This window comes from Sulfitobacter sp. AS59 (assembly GCF_038899995.1).
Classification (GTDB): domain Bacteria; phylum Pseudomonadota; class Alphaproteobacteria; order Rhodobacterales; family Rhodobacteraceae; genus Sulfitobacter.
In genome coordinates this window covers 523,663-541,685 of the sequence record NZ_JBBMQK010000001.1, presented here as the reverse complement: position 1 = coordinate 541,685, position 18,023 = coordinate 523,663, and the positions used below count along the sequence as shown (strand labels likewise).

Below are 18,023 nucleotides of genomic sequence, written 5' to 3'. Positions count from 1 at the left end.
TGCCCCCCGTGGGCGCGCCCCAACACCGCAAATAAGGAACCACATATGTCATTCGTTCACGTAGTCGCCGTTATCACCACCAAACCGGGCCAGCGTGCCGCCGTGTTGAAGCTGTTCAACGCCAATGTTCCGGCTGTATTGGCCGAAGACGGCTGTATCGCCTATGAGGCGACAATCGACACCGAAAACGCGGGCCCGATGCAAAGCGCCTTTGGTGAGGATACGTTTGTGGTGGTGGAAAAATGGGCCAGCATGGACGCGCTTGGCGCGCATGCCCGATCGGCCCATATGAAGGAATATGGCGCGCAGACCAAAGACATGCTGGCCGATCGCAAGATCCACATTCTGTCGCCTGCGGCCTGATCAAAAGGCCCTAGGTTAACGCCGCCCCGAATGTTTGGGGCGGCGCTATTTGTTTGATAGGGATCAGAAATCCCAGTCTTCGTCTTCTGTCGCGACGGCCTTGCCGATCACATAGGTCGATCCGCTGCCCGAGAAAAAGTCGTGGTTCTCGCCGTCTGTTGACAGGGCGGCAAGGATCGCGGGGTTCACCTCGCAGGCCTGTGCAGGGAACAGCGCCTCGTAGCCCAGATTTTGCAGGGCCTTGTTGGCGTTGTAATGCAGGAACGCTTTGACGTCTTCGGTCAGACCCAGATCATCATACAGCTCGGCGGTGTAATGCGACTCGATCTCGTAAAGGTCGAACATCAAGGAGAAGGCAAAATCCTTCAGCTCATCGCGTTTTTCGGCGGGCAGCTGTTCGGTCGCGCGTTGGAATTTATAGCCGATGTAGTAACCGTGGATCGCCTCGTCGCGGATGATCAGGCGGATCAGATCGGCGGTGTTGGTCAGCTTGGCCCGGCTGGACCAATACATCGGCAGGTAAAAGCCTGAATAGAACAGGAAGCTTTCCAAAAATACCGATGCGATCTTGCGTTTATAGGGGTCAGCGGTGGCGTTGTATTCCTGCAGGATCAGACGTGATTTCGCCTGAAGATGCGGGTTTTCCTCGGACCAGCGGAACGCCTCGTCAACGTCCTTGGTCGAGCAGAGCGTTGAAAAGATAGACGAATAGGACCGCGCATGCACCGCCTCCATAAAGGCGATGTTGCTGAGCACGGCTTCTTCGTGGGGCGTTTGCGCGTCTGGCATCAAGGCCGGTGCGCCCAACGTGTTCTGGATCGTATCCAGCAGGGTTAGGCCCGTCAGCACGCGGATCGTCAGCGTGCGCTCTTGGGGGGTCAGGGTGGCCCAGCTTTGCACGTCATTCGACAATGGCACCTTTTCGGGCAGCCAGAAATTGACGGTCAGGCGGTTCCAGACCTCAAGGTCTTTGTCGTCTTGGACGCGGTTCCAGTTAATGGCGCGGGGCACGGCGGGCGTGTGGTTGAAATCTTTCATATCGGCTCTCACAATGTGCAGGAAACGCAGCCGTCGACTTCCGTCCCCTCAAGGGCGGTCTGGCGCAGGCGGACGTAATAAATGGTTTTGATGCCTTTTTTCCACGCATAGATTTGCGCGCGGTTGATGTCGCGGGTCGATGCATCGGCGGGAAAGAACAGGGTCAGCGACAGGCCCTGATCCACATGCGTCGTCGCGGCAGCATAGGTGTCAATGATCGCCTCTGGCCCGATCTCATAGGCGTCACGGTAGAATTCAAGGTTGTCATTGTTCATGAAAGGGGCAGGGTAATACACGCGCCCGATCTTGCCCTCTTTGCGGATCTCGATCTTGCTGACGATCGGGTGGATCGACGAGGTTGAGTTATTGATATAGCTGATCGACCCCGTGGGCGGGACGGCCTGCAAGTTGCGGTTATACAGCCCGTGTTTCATGACCAGTTCGCGCAGTTTGGCCCAATCGTCGCGGGTGGGCAGGTCTTTGCCGTCAAACAGCGCCTTTACCGCGTCGCTTTCGGGCAGCCAGTCGCGGGTGGTGTATGTGTCAAAGAAAGTGCCGCTGGCATAGGCGCTGTCGGCAAACCCGGCAAAGCTTTCGCCCTTCTCCTGCGCCAAAAGGTTCGACGCGCGGATGGCGTGATAGGCGACGGCGGCGAAATACACAGAGGTAAATTCGATCCCCTCGGCACTGCCATAATGGATGCGTTCGCGCGCCAGATAGCCGTGCAGGTTCATCTGACCCAAGCCGATTGCGTGGCTTTCGTCATTGCCGCGCCGAACCGAGGGCACGGAATTAATCGCAGACATCTCGGACACGGCCGTCAGCACGCGGATCGATGTTTCCACCGTCGCGCCAAGATCAGGGCCGTCCATCGTTTTGGCGATGTTCAGCGACCCCAAGTTGCACGAAATATCGGTGCCAAGGTGATCATAGCCCAGATCGTCGTGGAACGTGCTGGCCTCGTTCACTTGCAGGATTTCCGAACACAGGTTCGACATGGTAATGCGCCCGGCGATGGGGTTGGCGCGGTTCACCGTGTCTTCGAACATGATATAGGGATAGCCGCTTTCGAACTGGATTTCCGCCAAGGTCTGAAAGAACTCGCGCGCGTTGATCTTTTTCTTGCGGATGCGTTTGTTGTCGACCATCTCGGCGTATTTCTCGGTGACCGAAATATCCGAGAACGGTACGCCATACACCCGCTCCACGTCGTGGGGCGAGAACAGATACATGTCCTCGTTTTTCTTGGCCAACTCAAAGGTGATGTCGGGGATAACCACGCCAAGACTGAGCGTCTTGATGCGAATTTTCTCGTCCGCGTTTTCACGCTTGGTGTCCAAGAACTGAAAGATATCAGGGTGATGCGCATTCAGGTACACGGCACCGGCACCTTGCCGCGCGCCAAGCTGGTTGGCGTATGAGAATGAATCTTCGAGCAGTTTCATCACGGGGATGACGCCCGAGGACTGGTTTTCGATCCCCTTGATCGGGGCCCCATGTTCGCGCACGTTGGTTAGCATCAAGGCCACGCCGCCGCCGCGTTTGCTAAGCTGCAGGGCAGAGTTGATACCGCGCCCGATGCTTTCCATGTTGTCTTCAAGACGCAGCAGGAAACACGAAATCAGCTCGCCCCGGCTTTGCTTGCCCGCGTTCAAAAACGTCGGTGTGGCGGGTTGGAAACGGCCCGACAGAATTTCATGCATGAACGCCATCGCTTGGGTCTGATCGCCCTGCGCCAGCGTCAGCGCAGTCATCACAACGCGGTCCTCGTAACGTTCCAGGAACCGTTTCCCGTCACGGGTTTTCAGCGTGTAAGACGTGTAATATTTGAACGCGCCCAGAAAGGTTGGAAACCGGAACTTTTGCTTGAATGCCGTGTCCCAAATCTCGCGCAGGAATTCGGCTGGATAGGCCTCCAGCACCGCGGCCTCGTAATATCCTTCGTCGACCAGATACCCGAGCTTTTCCTCAAGCGAGTGGAAGAACACGGTGTTCTGGTTCACATGCTGCAAAAAGTATTCGCGCGCGGCCTTGCGGTCGGCGTCAAAACGGATGTGCCCCGCCTCGTCATATAGGTTCAACATCGCGTTCAGCGCGTGATAGTCCAGCCCAGCGGTCATACCGTCATCAAGCATTCAGTTCTCCAAAATTTGTCCAGCCCGTCGCGAATGCGGGCGATGTCTAGGTCCGTGCCTGCCAGCTCAAACCGGGTGAGCACGGGCACGTTGCATTTCTTGGCGATCACGTCGCCCGACAGCGCAAAGGTCGCGCCAAAGTTACGGTTTCCCGCACCGATCACACCGCGCAGCAGCGCGCGGCGTGTCGGTTCATTCAAAAAGCGGATCACCTGTTTGGGCACAGCGCCGCGCCCTGCGCCATCGGCGAATGTCGGACAGACCAGCACAAAGGGGCGGTCAGGGGCTGGCATCGGATCGGACGGGCGAATGGGGATGCGCATGGCATCAATCCCAAGCGCTGCAACCAGCCGCGCGGTATTGCCCGTTGCCGACGAATAATAGACCAGCCCGCCCATTGCCGCTCAGGCCAACTGACCGATCATATCGGGCCGGAAACCCGCCCAATGTGCGTCGCCCGCGACCACGACAGGCACCTGACGGTAGCCCATTTCGGTCACGCTTTGCATGGCTTCGGCATCTTGTGTCAGGTCGATCACACGGTATTCCAAACCGCGCATATCCAGCGCGCGGGTGGTGGCGGTGCATTGCACGCAAGCGGGTTTCGAATAAACTGTGATGGTCATGCCCATATCCCTATCTGTTTTGGTGCAAAGGGACGGGGGCGCGCGGGGCTTAGGCCAACATGGCCACAACCTTCAACACGTCCTCAAGCCCTCCGCTCGCGGTGGTTCGTATCGTGCCAAGGCAGGTCTCCTGGCTCACGGCTCGGATGTGGGGGCCTCCTTCCCGATGCGGGTGCATCAGTGGGTCATAGGCCAACACTTGCCGCTTACAGTTGCGGGGGCAGCGCCGGTTTCTCACCGGTTTCCCTCTTAGCCCGCGACTCGCGCCACAGGAACCAAAGCAACTACATATTGGGGTGCAATGCTGTTTGGTGTCAATATGCTGTTGTTGGGATCGGGTAAATTTTTCTGTGATCAGACCGTAGCGGCCGGGATTTACCCTTGAGCAATGCCAAGCCCCCGCCGATATGCATCACTCCTCGGGTGGGCGCAAGGCGATGATGCGCAGGCCCGGCGCGCCTTTGAAGTCTTCGTTCTTGCGGATAAAGCGGATGGTCCCGTTCGCCGTAATCCGGGCCAGCAATTTGCCGTCCGGCGTCTCGTTGCGCCAATCGGCGAGCGTAAATTCCTCGGACAGTTTTGTGATGCGGAAGGTCCATCCGGCGGCCATCAATTTCTCAAGCTCGGCGTGGGTTGCCTCAAGGCCTAGCGGGCGGCCCCCCAAGGTGCGGGGCAATTGGTGGCGGCTGCTGTCGGCGCGTTCGCGCATCACCTGAAACACGTTTTCACGCCCGAATTCCGGGGCAAGGTCGGTGGTCACCAGCGTGTTATAGGCGTCGTTGTCCGTGGCCGCGATCAAGGTGGCATAGCTGACCAGTTCGACCCGCTGCTCTGCGGCCTCTGACAGAATATCACCCGAGAATGTATCGATGCCCGCAGCGCGGGCTTTGCGCAGGCGGATAAAGTTTGGATCGGTCATCAGCACGGGTACTTCGGCCTTGCGCAGCACCTCGGCCAGCGCGGTTGTCCAATCGGCCCCGCCAATGATCACGACGCCCGGCACATCTGCACCGGCCAGCCCCAACAGCCGCGCGAATGGCGCGAGGGTAAAGCCGTTAACCACGACCGTCACCGCCACTAGGGCAAAGGCCAGCGGTGCGATCAAAGCGGCGTCTTCAAACCCAAGGCTGAGCAATCTTTCACCAAATAACCCCGCCACCGCGACCAGAACCACACCTCGTGGTCCGGTCAGCGCGACCAGCAGCTTTTCGCGAAACGGAATGCCAGACCCGATAAGCGAGATGAACACCGTCAGGGGGCGCGCGACCAGCACGACCACTGCTACAAACGCCGCCGCGCGCCAATCAAGATTGCCAAGCGCGTCCACATCCAGACCCGCAGCAAGCAGAATGAACACACCCGACACCAACAGCACGGTTGCATGTTCCTTGAAGCGGCGCAGCTCTTCGTAGCTGGGCAGTTTTGAGTTCGCGATCACGATCCCCATGATCGTCACCGCCAGCAGCCCGCTTTCATGCAGCACCGCGTCAGATGCCGCAAACACCCCCAGCAACAAGGCGAAAAGCACCGGCACTTTCATATATTCCGGGACCCAGCCGCGCTTGAACCCGCGCGACAGACCAACCCCAGCGGCCACGCCGGCTGCGGTTGCCACGGCAGCACCCAGCAGCAGTTCGATCATCGCCTCGGACGCCGTGGTGGCCGTGTTCAGCGCCAGCACGACCTCGAACGCGAGGACAGCGGCCAAGGCCCCGATGGGATCGTTAATGATGGCTTCCCATTGCAGCAGGGTTGCAGGGCGGCGCGACAGCCGCGCGGTGCGCAGCAGCGGCGCGATCACGGTGGGTCCGGTGACGATCATGATGCCACCAAACACGGCAGAGCTGGACCAGCTAAGCCCTGCCACATAATGCAGCGACAGCGCGGCCATCAGCCACCCCAACGGCGCGCCGATGTAGACCAGCCGTCGGACCCCGCCAACCGCGTCTTGCAGCGTGTGAAAGTTCAACGACAGTCCACCCTCAAACAGAATAATTGCGACGGCGATGGAGATCATCGGGGCCATCAGCGGCCCAATATCGCGGGCGGGATCAAAGATGCCAAACACCGGCCCGATCAGAATACCGGCGACCAACATCAACACGATTGCAGGCATCCGAAGACGCCACGCGATCCATTGCGATCCAACGCCAATGGCACCGACCAATGCGATTGCCGTTACGGGGTTCAGCGCGCCAAGCGTTTCTGTTGCCACAATGTGATCCATCTATTGTTGGTGTTTTGAAATAGCATGTGACGGGCGCGAGGCAATAAATATTCCGGTTGTCACAGGTCTAGGGGCAAACACAAAAACGCGGACACCGTTGGGTGCCCGCGCATCTCTAAAGTGGGGATGGTTCAATCAGCGGATCAGGCCGATTGCATGTTCAGAGCCATCCCGTCGTATTGCCCGCTGATTGCGGCATCGGCCAACACATCGGCAACATCGCGGCGCGACGCCTCGGCTGAGGTGTCCACGTCGTCGCCCAAGATCACGTTATCGCTGCGCGCATCATCAGTCAGGGCAACGGGGCGCAGAATGGCATAGGTTAAGCCGGATGCTTTCAGGTGTTCATCGGCAGCGTGCTTGGCCTTGAGGTAGTGTGCCAAATCGCCGGACGGGTTTTCCTGATCCGCCCCGACAGAGCTGAGCATGACAAAACGTTTTACGCCCGCCGCTGCGGCCAGATCAGTCAGACGCTGCGCGCCGTCGCGGTCAACCTTATCGGTCATTTCGGCATCCGTGTCGCCGCCTGAACCCGCGGCAAACACCACGATATCCATGCCTTGGCACACATCATCCGACAAATCGGTCAGGTCGCCGTGGCGCAAATGCGTGCCCTCGGGCAGATCACTGGTGTCAGAGCTTTCGCGCACCAATGCGGTTGCCTCATGCCCTTGATCAATAAGGTTTTTCACCACATGCGACCCGGTTTTGCCAGTGGCACCTGCGACTAGAATATTCATGCTCATCTTTTGTACTCCTTCAACGTGTTACTGTGTTTGATTTTGGTGTGCGGCCTGTTTGATCAGGGCAGAAAGATCGCTTTGACGTTCACGAATTCCTTCATGCCAAAGCCGCCATGTTCGCGCCCATAGCCAGAATCCTTGACCCCGCCGAACGGCATATTCGGATCAGCCGCGCCAAATGAATTGATGCGCACCATGCCGGTGTCAAAATGATTGCGGGCCAGTTTCAACGCGCGCTCTTCGTCGCGCGAGAAGATGCCCCCGCCAAGACCGTAGCGGCTGTCGTTCGCGATGCGCATGGCGTCGGCATCATCCTTGGCGCGGATGACGGCGGCCACGGGGCCAAAAATCTCATCGTCATAGGCGGGCATGCCGGGTGTGACATCTGCCAACACCGTTGCGGGGTAATAGGCCCCTTTGCGATCAGGCGCTTCGCCGCCGCACAGGGCCTTGGCCCCTTTGGCGACGCTTTTTTCGACCTGATCTTTGACGGTGTCAAATTGATCCTGGCTGGACAGCGGGCCAAGCTGGCTGGCCTTGTCCGTTGGGTCGCCCATGGTGATCTCGCCCATTTGCTTGGCAAACGCCTCGACAAAAGCGTCATAGACCTTGTCCGTCACGATGAACCGCTTTGCTGAAACGCAGGTTTCGCCGTTGTTATAAAGCCGTCCCATGACAGAATACTTGACCGCCACGTCAATATCCGCGTCCTCAAGCACCAGATAGGCGTCGTTGGACCCCAGTTCGAGGACTGTCTTTTTCAGCGCTTTGGCGGCAACCGAACCGATGTGGCGGCCGGCACCATCGCTGCCCGTCATGGTCACGCCGCGCACTTTGGGGTGTTCGATCAGTTTGTCGCTGGTGTCATGGTCGATCAGGATCACTTGGAACAGGTCTTCGGGCAGACCGGCCTCGATGCACAATTCGCGCAGGCGCAGGCCGGATCCGGTACAAATGCTGGCGTGTTTCAAGACGCAGCCATTGCCAGCCATCAAATTGGCAGCCAGCACGCGGACGGGTTGGTACAGCGGAAAATTCCATGGCTGGATCGAATAGATCACGCCAATGGGCTGATAGCTAACGACGCCGCGCTTGCCCTCTGCGCCATGGGTGCGCTCTTCATCGGCAAGGGCGTCGGGGCCGTTCTTGGCGGTGTAATCGAAAATCGCGGCGCAAATCTCGACCTCGCTTTGGCCATCCTTGAGCAGCTTACCGGTCTCTTGCGTCATAAGCGCCGCAAGTTCATCCGCATTGTCGCGCAGCTTGGTTGCGATCTTGGAGAGATAGGGCGCACGTTCTTCATGCGTCAACTCGCGCCATTCCAGAAATGCGGCATGGCAGGCCTCTAGCCGCGCCGTGGCTTCATCCTCTGACATCATGTCATATGTTTGGATTTCTTCTTCGGTGGCGGGGTTTACCGTGGTGATCTTGGACATGCTCGCTCCTTTTTGAATTCAAAGGGGCAACACGGGCATTGGGGAATGGTTCCTGCCTGCGGTTTGGGCAGATGGAAAGCTATGGTAGGGTTTTCTTGCTATGGATTTTGGTTAAGGCATTGAGAATATTTGTTTATATTCCGCGCTGAACCTTAAATGAACTACCGCCGTTTCCCACGGGTTTGTGAAGACGCTGTCGTATTATCACGGTTTTCGTCTTGCAACTTGCGCCAGCGGTCCAGTCTGGTCGGGTCCAAATCCCCCGCCGTAACTGCCGCTTGCACGGCGCATCCGGGCTCATGCGAATGGGTGCAATCGCGGAACCGGCAGTTTGGGGCCAGCTCGGTAATCTCGGCAAAGAGGACGTCCAGACCCACCGACACATCGGCGACATGCAGCGTGCGCATCCCCGGCGTATCAATCAGCCAGCCGCCGCCCTTGATCGCATGCAGGGATCGCGAGGTGGTCGTGTGCCGCCCCTTTGCATCATCTTCGCGAATGCCGCCTGTCTGTTGGGCGTCTTCCGGTGCTTTATCGGCAAGCGTATTCAGCAGCGTCGATTTCCCTACGCCAGAGGACCCCACCAAGGCGACCGTCTGGCCATCGCCGCACCATGGCCTCAATACTTCGGCGGCATCGGGCGTCTTGGCGTTTACAGTGACCACATCAAGATCCCGCTGCAGCGCGAGGGCCTGATCTTTGTACTGCGTCGCATCGTCGATTTTGTCTGCTTTGGTAAGCACGATCACCGGTTCGGTCCCCGCCTCGTTGGCTAGGGCAAGATAGCGTTCCAGGCGCGCCGGATTGAAATCATCGTTGCACGAGGTCACGATAAACAAGGTATCCACGTTGGCCGCGATCAACTGCGGCACGCGCCCGCCCTTGGCCTGCCGGTTCAGCAGCGACCGCCGGTCCAACCTGCGCACCAACATGGGTTCATCCGGTTCCAGCAGCACCCAGTCACCCACCGCAAAGTCAGTGGTGTTTGTCTTGGGCGGCAAAAGCAGCCTTGCTGGCCCGTCAAGGGTTTCTGCCGACATGCGCGACCGGTGCACGGTGGCAATGCGGGCAGGGCGCAGGGCGGCGTCGCCTTCCTCCAGCTGATCTTGGAAAAAGTCGGACCAGCCCAGATCGGCCAGTGACAGTGTGGAATGTGTTTCAGTATTCACGGTTATGGGAGTAGCGCGCTGGCGCGATGTTGCAAAGGGTCATTCTTGTGCAGCCCGCGACGGGAAAACTGTGGGCGCATCGCCCGGCCGCCATTGGGGGTATTTGACCATCACCTGAGCGAACGCGTCCGAGGCCAAGAACCGTGCCAGCCAGCCTTGCAGCTGTGGCCATGGCTGCGCATCGAACCACGGCTTGTCGATAAAGGCGAACTGACGAACAAAGGGCGCGATGGCGATGTCCGCCAAGCTGGGGTGGTCAAACAGGTGAACGTCGATTTGCGCGTTGAGATCAGCCAGAAAACCCGATGCCTCGGCGCGGTGATGGGTTGGATCATCATCGGGATAGCGGGTCGTGTATTTGGTGCGGTCCAATGCGTGTTTGAATGGCCCGTCAGAGTGCGCGATCAGGTCCCAGCCTGCCTGTGGCATATTCAGCAATCCCTGCGGGTCAGACTGCGAAAGCGCCCAGATCATAATGTCGAGGCTTTCATCGATCACCAGGTCTGGCAATTCAAGGCAAGGCACCGTGCCGCTTGGGGACGTATCTAAAAACGCCTGTGGCTTGTCACGCAGCACGACTTCTCTCAACTCCACCTCTACATCTGCGGCCAAGATCGCCAGTCGGGCGCGCATCGCATAGGGGCAGCGGCGAAAGGAATAGAGCACCGGTGTCATGGCAAGATGGACAGCCACATCCACGCGGTCAGCACGGAGGCACCTGTGGCAATCAGCACCGAACTGGCCGCCACGCGCCGGGCGCGGCCATACATATTGGCAAAGATATAGGCGTTGAACCCGGGTGCCATCGCCGCCGTCAGAACGCCCGAGCGGAACAAATCCTGCGGCAGACCAAAGCTGGACCCCATCAGCCAGACAATCGCCGGATGAATAAGCAAGGCAATGGCGCAGACCATTACGATGGCTTTCAAATCGCCCTCTGGCTTGTACTGGAACAACACCGCCCCAAGCGCGAAGAGAGCCGTTGGCAAGGCGGCGCGTATCACCAGCGACAGCGCGTCATCAACAACTTGCGGAATGGCGATACCGCTGAAGTTCACGATAAAGCCCGCAATAATCCCGATCACGAGGGGGTTGTGGAACATGGCGTTGCCAACATTGCGGGCCAGTGCAGCGCCCGACTGGCCGCGATTGCGGACAAATTCCATCACGGTAATGCCCAAGCCATAGCAGAAAGGCGAATGCATCGCGATGATCGCGATATTGCCGGTCAGCGCATCCGCGCCATACGCCCGTTCCGTGATCGGCAGGCCCAGCAGGACCGAGTTCGAGAACAGACAGCAAAATCCGATGGCGACGCAATCCTCCCAGTCGCGCTTAAAAATCAGCCGCGCGCCACAAATGCCAAGTGCAAAGCATAGCGTGGCACCGGTGTAAAAGCTGATCAAAAGCCGGGGATCGAAAGAGGCCGACAGATCGAGGGTCGCGATGGATTGGAACAGTAGACAGGGGATCGCAAAGCTTTGGGCGAAGCGCATGATCCCGTCGATACCAGCGGTCGGAAAGACGCCGCGCCAGACCGAGACATAGCCAAAGCCGATGACCAAGAAGACGGGAAGAATGACATCAAGAAGTGTCTGCACGAAAGAAGCCTTGAGATTTTTCGCGGATCGCTGGGGGGTTCACACCCCCAGACCCCCGTGGAGTTTATTTGGCAAAATGAATTAGGCGGGAAAGGTCAGTGTCATGCCATCAAAGGCCGGTTGAATATGGTCGGGGGTTTCGGCAGCGAGGGTGTCATAGTCGAGATCGTTGTGCATGTTGGTCAGCACGGCGGTTTGCGGGGCCATCTTTTCGACCCAGCCGAGGGTTTGTTCAAGGTGGCTGTGGGTCGGGTGCGGGTCGCGGCGCAGGGCGTCAACGATCCAGCAGGTCAGGTTTTCCAGATGCGGCCAAGCGGCATCGGGGATGCGGGCCACGTCCGGCAGATAGGCGACATCGTTCATCCGAAAGCCGAGCGCGTCGATGCCACCGTGGTTGACCAGAAACGGTGTGAAATTCAGGGGGCCACCGGGGCCGTCAATTGTCACGTCGCCGTCGATCAGGTTCATGTCGAGGATGGGCGGGTATGACGACCCTTCGGGCTGGATGAACACATAGCCGAAGCGGTCAAGCAGCGCCTCGCGGGTGGGGATGTCGGCCCAGACGGGCAGGCGTTTGCGCATATTGATCACGATCATGCGCAGGTCATCCACACCGTGCACATGGTCGGCGTGCGAATGCGTATAGATCACCGCATCAAGCCGCCCGACATTGGCATCCAAAAGCTGGCTGCGCATGTCGGGGGAGGTATCGATGAGCACGGATGTGGTGCCCGCATCGGTGATACGTTCCACGAGGATGGAACAGCGGCGGCGTGCGTTTTTGGGATTGGTCGGATCGCAGGCCCCCCATTGCCCACCAAGGCGTGGCACCCCGCCAGAAGACCCGCATCCCAAAATGGTGATCTTCATCGTTGCCATTATGCCGCCTCGGAGAAGGCCGCGACCTTGGTAAAGAGCCGGTCAAAGTTGGCTTGGGTTTGGGCCGCGAATGTCGCGTAGTCGATGCCGAAAGTTTCCGCACCGCGCCGCGCCGTATGCGCGGTATAGGCCGGTTCATTCCGTCTGCCGCGATGGGGCGGCGGGGCGAGATAGGGGCTGTCGGTTTCGACCAAGATCCGGTCAAGCGGTGCCGCCGCAAAGATGTCACGCAAATCGCTGCTTTTGGGGAAAGCGGTGATGCCGGACATCGACAGATAGAAGCCCAGATCAAGGGCGGCGCGGCCCAGTTCGGCGGTGCTGGAGAAACAATGCATCACGCATGGATACGCGCCGTTGCTGTATTCCTCGCGCAGGATGCGGGCCATGTCGTCATCTGCGTCGCGTGAATGGATGATCAGGGGCAAACCTGTGTCGCGGGCCACGGCAATATGGGTGCGCAGGGAGGTTTGCTGAATATCGGCAGAGTCAGCGGTGTAGTGGTAATCAAGGCCGGTTTCGCCAATGCCCACCATCTTGGGGTGCTGCGTCAGGGCCATCAGATCATCGTAGCTGGCCATTGGCTCGGAAGCGACGCTCATCGGGTGGGTGCCGGCGGCATAGAAAACCGGTGCGTATTTTTCGGCGATGGCACGCACGGAGGGTTCATTTTGCAGCTTGGTGCAGATGGTGACCATACGCGTGACGCCAGCCTGTACGGCGCGGTCGATCACATCGGGTAATTCATCCTGAAAATCGGGGAAATCAAGGTGACAATGGCTGTCGGTGATGGGGTAAATGTCGCTCATGCCGGTCCCGTTTGTTTATCATCTGGGTGCGGTTTGACCCATCTTGAACAGGGTATCTAGGACCAGTGCAGCAGGGTCAAGGTTGACGGCCATCCCGTGACGCGCGCGGGTGCTGATCTCGTGGGCGGCTTCGGCCCATGCGCGGCCTTGGGCGGGGGTGGCCGACAGCCGGGTCAACACGGCGTGTTCATTAGGCGCGGCCTCGGTTTCGGGGGGCTGGCCTGTGGCACCAGTGCGGGCCAGGCGCAGCATCAGCAGATCAATCAACGTGAATAGCAACGACAGTTTTTCTTCGGCACCGCGGGCGGCGGCGGCCTCGGCCAGGGCTAGGGCGCGCGACCGGTCGAGCTGGGGCAGGGTGCCCAGAATGCCAACGAGCTCGGCATACATCTTGAGGCCGCCCATCAAGGACAGGCCAAGCGCGCCGCCGACAGACCCGCCGGACAGCGCCGCGAGGGCCGCAGGATCCCCTTGGATATCCACATCGGATTGGGCGAGCGCCAACGCCATATTCTCGGGCGACAAGGTGCCAAGGCGCAAGGTGCGGCAGCGCGACCGGATGGTGGGCAGCAGGCCCGATGGGCGGTGGCTGATCAGCAGGATAATCGCGCGGGCGGGGGGTTCCTCGAGCATTTTCAGGAGCGCGTTGGCGGCGTTGGGGTTCATCAGATCAGCGTCATCGATGATCACGACGCGGCGACCGCCATCTGCCGCAGACATCTGGAAAAAGCCGTTCAGCTTGCGGATATCATCGACGACGATCTGTTTGCGCAGACGTTTGGTTTTCTCGTCCACCGACCGGGTCACGGATTTAAGCGCCCCTTCGCCGCCCGCAGCAATGCGGTGGGCCACGGGATGATTGGGGTCGATATCAAGGTTGGTGGGCGGTTCGGGGGCGAACATGCCACCATCATCAGGGTCAGGTGTGGCTAGCAGAAACTTGGCCAAGCGCCAAGCCAATGTCGCCTTGCCCACGCCACGGGGGCCGGTCAGCAACCAGCCGTGATGCAGTTTGCCAGAATTGAACGCGTCCAGAAATGCGGCTTCTGCATCCGCTTGCCCGAACAGGCGCGGTGTGTCGCGCGGGTGGCGCGTGCCGTCAATGCGGTCTGGTTGGGGGGCGTCATCGCTCATGAAGTGCGTTTACCATGGAATGAGGGCGTTGGAAGAGGGGCAGCGCGCAATTACCGGCATCGGCGTAGGCGTGCAGATGTGCGACCGGGTGCACTTAGCCGATCCGCTTTTGCGTGGCGGCCAGAATATCTTGGGCGACAGAGAGGATCGGTCGCGCGCCATCGATGACAACAAATCGGTCGCTGAATTCCTTTGCCAAGGATAGAAACCCCTTGCGCATTGCAGCTTGCAGGCTTTCGCCGAAATCCTCGAACCGTTCTTCGACGGTGTTACGCGATAGCGCCCGAGACAGCCCTTCGGCGGGGTCCATGTCGATCAATAGCGTCAGATCAGGCTCAATACCGATCATCAGGTCATGCAATTGGTCAACGGTGGCGCGCAGATCGCCCCGGCTAAGCCCCTGATACATCCGCGTGCTGTCGGCAAAGCGGTCGCATATTACGACCTTGCCCGCGTCAAGCGCGGGTTGGATTGTCCGTTCCAGATGGTCGCGACGGGCGGCGGTAAACAGCAGGATTTCAGTATGGGCGGACCAGCGATCAGGATCGCCTTGCAACACAAGCGCGCGTATTTCTTCGGCACCGGGGGAACCGCCGGGTTCGCGCGTCAGGATCACGTCGTGACCGGCGTCCTCAAGCGCTTGTTTCAGCAGCTTGGTCTGCGTGGACTTGCCCGACCCATCGATGCCTTCAAAGCTGATAAAGACGCCCTTAGTGCTCACGAAGCGTCCTCGGGACCTTCGTTGAGGCGGGTCAAAAGATGTTGTGCTGCGGCAGTCAGTTTGACGAAAAAACCACCCGGCGCGATTGCTTCGGATGCGACCAGTGGCGCGCGTACTTCAGGCAGGTCGCCGCGGGTCAAGACCAGCTCGCCCACTGGGTCGCCCTTTGCAATGGGGGCGCGTAAGGGGCCCGTATAGACCACCTCTGCCTTGAAATCGGTACCGCCAGAGACAGGAACCAAGACCGACAAATCATCGGCCAACTCCATGCCGACTGTATTTGCCGATCCGATTGCCACGGGGGCCTGCGCGATTTGCGTACCAGCCGCGCCCATGGACCGTTGTGCAAACTGGCGGAAGGCCCAATTTACGATCGCCTCGGATTCCTGCGCCCGTGCAGCGGCTGAATCCAGCCCTGAGATGACGAAGATCACCCGGCGATCCCCCTGCTTGGCGGAGCCGACCAAACCATATCCCGCCTCTTCGGTGTGGCCGGTTTTCAGACCATCTGCGCCAATACCAAGGCCCAGCAGCGGGTTGCGGTTATATTTATTCTGCGGCGCGCGGCCATCGAACAGGAATTCGCGCTGTGCAAACATCGGATAGTATTGCGGGTAATCCGTGATCAGGCGCATGGCAAGCAACCCCAGATCGCGCATCGACATGCGTTGCCCTGCAGCAGGCCAGCCGTTTGCATTGGCGAATGTCGAGCTGGTCATGCCCAATTGTTGTGCGCGGCGGGTCATCAGCCGGGCAAAACCGGCCTCTGTACCATCGGGGCTTAGGGCCTCTGCAATCACCGCGCAGGCGTCATTGCCCGATAAAACGATGATCCCGCGCAGCAAATCTTCGACGGTGACGCGGTCGGTCGTATCCAGAAACATGGTCGAGCCGCCATAAGACATCGCATGCTGCGACACCGGCAGTTTTTCGGTCAGGTCCAGCCCGCCATTGCTTTTACCGCGCTCGATGGCCTCGAACGCCATGTAAAGCGTCATCAGCTTGGACATCGACGCGGGCGGCAAAGGTTCATCTGCGTTTTTGGCCAGCAACACCGTGCCGGTCGTCTGATCGATCACGTAGGCGGCGGTAGCACTGGTCTCAAAGGCCTGCGCAGGCAAGGACCAAAGAACCAAAGCAAGCGTGGCGGCGAAAATGCGGATCATGTTAAAGCTCCTTTGGCTTGTGGTCAGTTCGACACCGCATAGGCGTCGGAAAACCCTTCGGCTTTGATCGATTTCATCAAGGCGGTCAGCTCTGTCTTGCTTGACGCGGGGCCGACGACCACACGCCAGAATGCCTTGCCGTTAATCTCGCTGCGCTTGACGGTGGGCAGCATGCCCGCGCTGCGCATCTGGTTCGCCGACCGGTTGGCATTTGCCTCAACACTGAAAATCCCGATTTGCACATAGGGTTTCGACAGGCTCGATGCTTTGGCGGGCGCGGGTGCTGGCGCGGGGGCAGGTGCTTCGACCGCTGTTGTCTCAAGTGCGGCAGTGGCAATCGCCTCCACCGGCGCAAGGGTCGTCTCGGTCACCGATGCTGGCGCTTCGACGGTTGTGTCGGGCGCGGAATCCTCGGCCGGCGTGCCGACTTCCTCGCGGCGCAGGGCCGTGACATTCAACGGGGCGGGGGCACCCGCCAGGACACCCAAGGCTGCCGCCGCGTCGGACGACATTTGCAGATTTGGGCCGGGCAGATCGCGTTCACGACGGAATAATGCGCCAATCACAAATTTGCCGTTGGCCTCGTTGCGGATAATGACGCGTTCAGGATCGCTGACATCCGGATGTGCGACCCAGACGCCACCAAGGCTGGGCCGGCCATCCCAAAGCCCTTGATCTGTCACCGAAAATACATCGGGCGCTTCGACGTCACGCTCGATCAGCTTGGTCGAGGTAGAGGTCGCTTCCGCTGACGGGCTTTTCTGCCCGAACCCCAATCCATCAACCGCATCACAGCCCGAAAGTGCGGTCAAAACGATGCCCGCAGCGGTGGCCATCAAAAGCGGCCGCGCCTTAGAAAATAATGAAACCTCGTGCCTGTCCATTTTTGCCGTCCTTGCCTGCTGACCGGCGTTTTCGCCGTTGTCCATTCGCGCCGTGAAAACGGCATGTTTCATGCCCCATTGCCGGGGTCTTTGGCGCACAGTAGCCTTTGAAACCCGCGCTGAAAAGGCTGAGCCTGCATCATCGGCAAAATTCCCCTCAGATTACGGGGCAGTTATCTGCATTTCGAGGTTTGCAGAATCGCCTTCGCCCCTCTATGCGGTCTGTGCTGCGGAGGAGTGGCAGAGTGGTCGAATGCACTGGTCTTGAAAACCAGCGTGCGTGAGAGCGTACCGTGGGTTCGAATCCCACCTCCTCCGCCATTGACCTGCCTTGCAGCCATCCCAGTATGCAGCAAAACACCAAGTTAAGTATTTTGATCGGCCAGTTCGCCAAAATCGAAATAGTCGAGTTTTTCGTTTTCGAGGGAGGTGGTGAAGTCAGGGCTATGCTGTAAGACCGGAAAGCCGTCTACATAGGTCACCTGTTGCAGCGCGCGGAGGATCAGTGACACGATACGGTCATCGCTCAGCTCATTTTGCACCAGTTGGGACATGGCGGCGATTGTCCGGTCGTGGATGGCGTCCATTTCGCTTTGCAATACCCGAGAGGCGTGCTTTTCTAGCCGCTTTGTCGCTGATTTCATCATCATTTCCAGCGATATTGCGTCTAGATCGGCTTTGTCCACGTAATCTTTGCAGCCGTTCTTGATCGCTGAAACGGCAACTTCGTGCGACGCTTCGCCGGTGATCATGATGGTTGCCGCCTGCGCATTCTTAGGGTGTTGGCTGATAATCTGTATCGCCTGTAGGCCGGTTTCGTGGGTCAGGTGATAATCCACAAAGATAACGTCATATCTGCGCCGGTCGAGAGCGGCGCGCATTTGGTTCAGGTCACAGGCGGTGTCGACGGATAGGCGCAGGCTGGTGCGGCGAAACTGCCGCATGATGTTTTTACAATCAAACGAAGAATCGTCGACGATTAGAACCATTAGTTCTTTGTTTTCGGGGGCTAGGATTTCTGTGCCGTCATCACTGCTGCCTTGACCATCATGCATTTGGGCCATCCGTTTGCTTTGCTTGCACCCGCGAAGTTGG

At 59.1% G+C, this 18,023-nt stretch carries 18 protein-coding genes, 1 tRNA gene and 1 riboswitch; of the genes, 2 read left to right on the top strand and 17 right to left on the bottom strand.

What is annotated here, in order from left to right:
* The first annotated feature begins 45 nt into the window (after positions 1–45).
* Positions 46–363 carry a putative quinol monooxygenase gene (locus tag WNY39_RS02725; RefSeq protein ID WP_342843851.1) on the top strand — a complete coding sequence of 106 codons (318 nt, stop codon included), beginning with the start codon at positions 46–48 and terminating at the stop codon, positions 361–363.
* Between the two features lie 63 nt (positions 364–426).
* Here WNY39_RS02725 and nrdF read toward each other — a convergent pair whose 3' ends face one another.
* The 16 genes from nrdF to WNY39_RS02645 all read right to left on the bottom strand — a co-directional run bounded on the left by nrdF (position 427) and on the right by WNY39_RS02645 (position 16,880).
* The gene (nrdF, locus tag WNY39_RS02720; protein ID WP_342843849.1) at positions 427–1,401 is read right to left on the bottom strand and encodes a class 1b ribonucleoside-diphosphate reductase subunit beta; all 975 of its coding nucleotides are present in this window, start codon (positions 1,399–1,401) and stop codon (positions 427–429) included.
* Positions 1,402–1,409: 8 nt separating this feature from the next.
* Positions 1,410–3,536 carry a class 1b ribonucleoside-diphosphate reductase subunit alpha gene (nrdE, locus tag WNY39_RS02715; protein ID WP_342843847.1) on the bottom strand — a complete coding sequence of 709 codons (2,127 nt, stop codon included), beginning with the start codon at positions 3,534–3,536 and terminating at the stop codon, positions 1,410–1,412.
* Entirely contained in the window at positions 3,518–3,934 is a 417-nt protein-coding gene (gene nrdI / locus WNY39_RS02710; RefSeq protein WP_342843845.1) for a class Ib ribonucleoside-diphosphate reductase assembly flavoprotein NrdI, read from the bottom strand. Before nrdI ends, nrdE begins: the two co-directional genes overlap by 19 nt.
* Before the next feature lie 6 nt (positions 3,935–3,940).
* Positions 3,941–4,162, bottom strand: a complete 222-nt coding sequence (gene nrdH, locus WNY39_RS02705; RefSeq protein WP_341234685.1) for a glutaredoxin-like protein NrdH — start codon at positions 4,160–4,162, stop codon at positions 3,941–3,943.
* A 102-nt stretch (positions 4,163–4,264) separates the two neighbouring features.
* Positions 4,265–4,457: riboswitch (cobalamin riboswitch) on the bottom strand.
* A gap of 117 nt (positions 4,458–4,574) precedes the next feature.
* The gene (locus WNY39_RS02700) at positions 4,575–6,389 is read right to left on the bottom strand and encodes a sodium:proton antiporter (RefSeq protein ID WP_342843842.1); all 1,815 of its coding nucleotides are present in this window, start codon (positions 6,387–6,389) and stop codon (positions 4,575–4,577) included.
* A 143-nt stretch (positions 6,390–6,532) separates the two neighbouring features.
* Positions 6,533–7,129, bottom strand: a complete 597-nt coding sequence (locus tag WNY39_RS02695; protein ID WP_342844349.1) for an SDR family oxidoreductase — start codon at positions 7,127–7,129, stop codon at positions 6,533–6,535.
* 62 nt (positions 7,130–7,191) lie between these two features.
* Positions 7,192–8,568: an NAD-dependent succinate-semialdehyde dehydrogenase gene (locus tag WNY39_RS02690; protein WP_342843840.1), complete on the bottom strand. Its 1,377-nt coding sequence runs from the start codon at positions 8,566–8,568 to the stop codon at positions 7,192–7,194.
* A gap of 161 nt (positions 8,569–8,729) precedes the next feature.
* A complete protein-coding gene (rsgA, locus tag WNY39_RS02685; RefSeq protein WP_342843839.1) occupies positions 8,730–9,737 on the bottom strand; it encodes a ribosome small subunit-dependent GTPase A in 1,008 nt (335 codons plus the stop codon).
* Between the two features lie 39 nt (positions 9,738–9,776).
* A complete protein-coding gene (locus WNY39_RS02680) occupies positions 9,777–10,412 on the bottom strand; it encodes a glutathione S-transferase (protein ID WP_342844348.1) in 636 nt (211 codons plus the stop codon).
* The gene (locus tag WNY39_RS02675) at positions 10,409–11,338 is read right to left on the bottom strand and encodes an AEC family transporter (RefSeq protein ID WP_342843838.1); all 930 of its coding nucleotides are present in this window, start codon (positions 11,336–11,338) and stop codon (positions 10,409–10,411) included. The genes WNY39_RS02680 and WNY39_RS02675 overlap by 4 nt, the downstream gene beginning before the upstream one ends.
* A gap of 81 nt (positions 11,339–11,419) precedes the next feature.
* Complete coding sequence (locus tag WNY39_RS02670; RefSeq protein ID WP_342843837.1) at positions 11,420–12,217, bottom strand: MBL fold metallo-hydrolase; 798 nt, start codon at positions 12,215–12,217, stop codon at positions 11,420–11,422.
* The gene (locus WNY39_RS02665) at positions 12,217–13,023 is read right to left on the bottom strand and encodes a TatD family hydrolase (RefSeq protein WP_342843835.1); all 807 of its coding nucleotides are present in this window, start codon (positions 13,021–13,023) and stop codon (positions 12,217–12,219) included. The genes WNY39_RS02670 and WNY39_RS02665 overlap by 1 nt, the downstream gene beginning before the upstream one ends.
* 18 nt (positions 13,024–13,041) lie before the next feature.
* The gene (locus tag WNY39_RS02660; RefSeq protein ID WP_342843833.1) at positions 13,042–14,157 is read right to left on the bottom strand and encodes a DNA polymerase III subunit delta'; all 1,116 of its coding nucleotides are present in this window, start codon (positions 14,155–14,157) and stop codon (positions 13,042–13,044) included.
* 94 nt (positions 14,158–14,251) lie between these two features.
* Positions 14,252–14,878, bottom strand: coding sequence for a dTMP kinase (gene tmk, locus WNY39_RS02655; RefSeq protein ID WP_342843830.1), 627 nt, complete (start codon positions 14,876–14,878; stop codon positions 14,252–14,254).
* Positions 14,875–16,044: a D-alanyl-D-alanine carboxypeptidase family protein gene (locus WNY39_RS02650; protein WP_342843828.1), complete on the bottom strand. Its 1,170-nt coding sequence runs from the start codon at positions 16,042–16,044 to the stop codon at positions 14,875–14,877. The genes tmk and WNY39_RS02650 overlap by 4 nt, the downstream gene beginning before the upstream one ends.
* Positions 16,045–16,067: 23 nt before the next feature.
* Positions 16,068–16,880, bottom strand: a complete 813-nt coding sequence (locus WNY39_RS02645; RefSeq protein ID WP_342844347.1) for an SPOR domain-containing protein — start codon at positions 16,878–16,880, stop codon at positions 16,068–16,070.
* A gap of 279 nt (positions 16,881–17,159) precedes the next feature.
* Between WNY39_RS02645 and WNY39_RS02640 the strand changes: the two genes are divergently transcribed.
* A tRNA-Ser gene (locus tag WNY39_RS02640) sits at positions 17,160–17,249 on the top strand.
* 44 nt (positions 17,250–17,293) lie between these two features.
* Here the strand turns inward: WNY39_RS02640 and WNY39_RS02635 are convergent.
* A complete protein-coding gene (locus WNY39_RS02635; protein WP_342843826.1) occupies positions 17,294–17,983 on the bottom strand; it encodes a response regulator in 690 nt (229 codons plus the stop codon).
* Positions 17,984–18,023 lie beyond the last annotated feature (40 nt).